The organism is Streptomyces sp. P9(2023), from assembly GCF_032436795.1.
GTDB lineage: Bacteria > Actinomycetota > Actinomycetes > Streptomycetales > Streptomycetaceae > Streptomyces.
On record NZ_JAUPWM010000205.1, the window covers coordinates 1 to 379 of the forward strand.

The window sequence follows — 379 nt, forward strand, 5'->3', positions numbered from 1 at the left end:
GGCGTGGCCTCCACCAAGGCATTCACGACGCAGTTGATCGCACTGCTGCTGCTGACGCTTTCCGTCAGTAAAGCGAAAGGCCAGCCGGAGCAGCCGGAGATTCTGGCGGGTCTTCAGTCCCTGCCATCGCTCTGCCAGCAGGTGCTAGGCCTCGATGCGCAGATCGAAGCGCTTTCCCAGGCGTTTGCCGAAAAGCATCATGCGCTGTTCTTGGGCCGTGGTGCCCACTATCCGATTGCTCTGGAAGGCGCCCTGAAGCTCAAGGAGATCTCCTACATCCACGCGGAAGCCTATCCTGCGGGTGAGCTGAAGCACGGCCCGTTGGCGCTGGTGGATAACGAGATGCCGGTAATTTCGGTAGCGCCCAATGATGAGCTGC

General features: G+C 60.4%; 1 protein-coding gene. It reads left to right on the plus strand.

Annotated features, from left to right (window positions below; genetic code table 11):
* On the plus strand, nt 1-379 hold a 379-nt coding region (locus Q5762_RS37360), incomplete at both ends, for an SIS domain-containing protein (protein WP_315896761.1).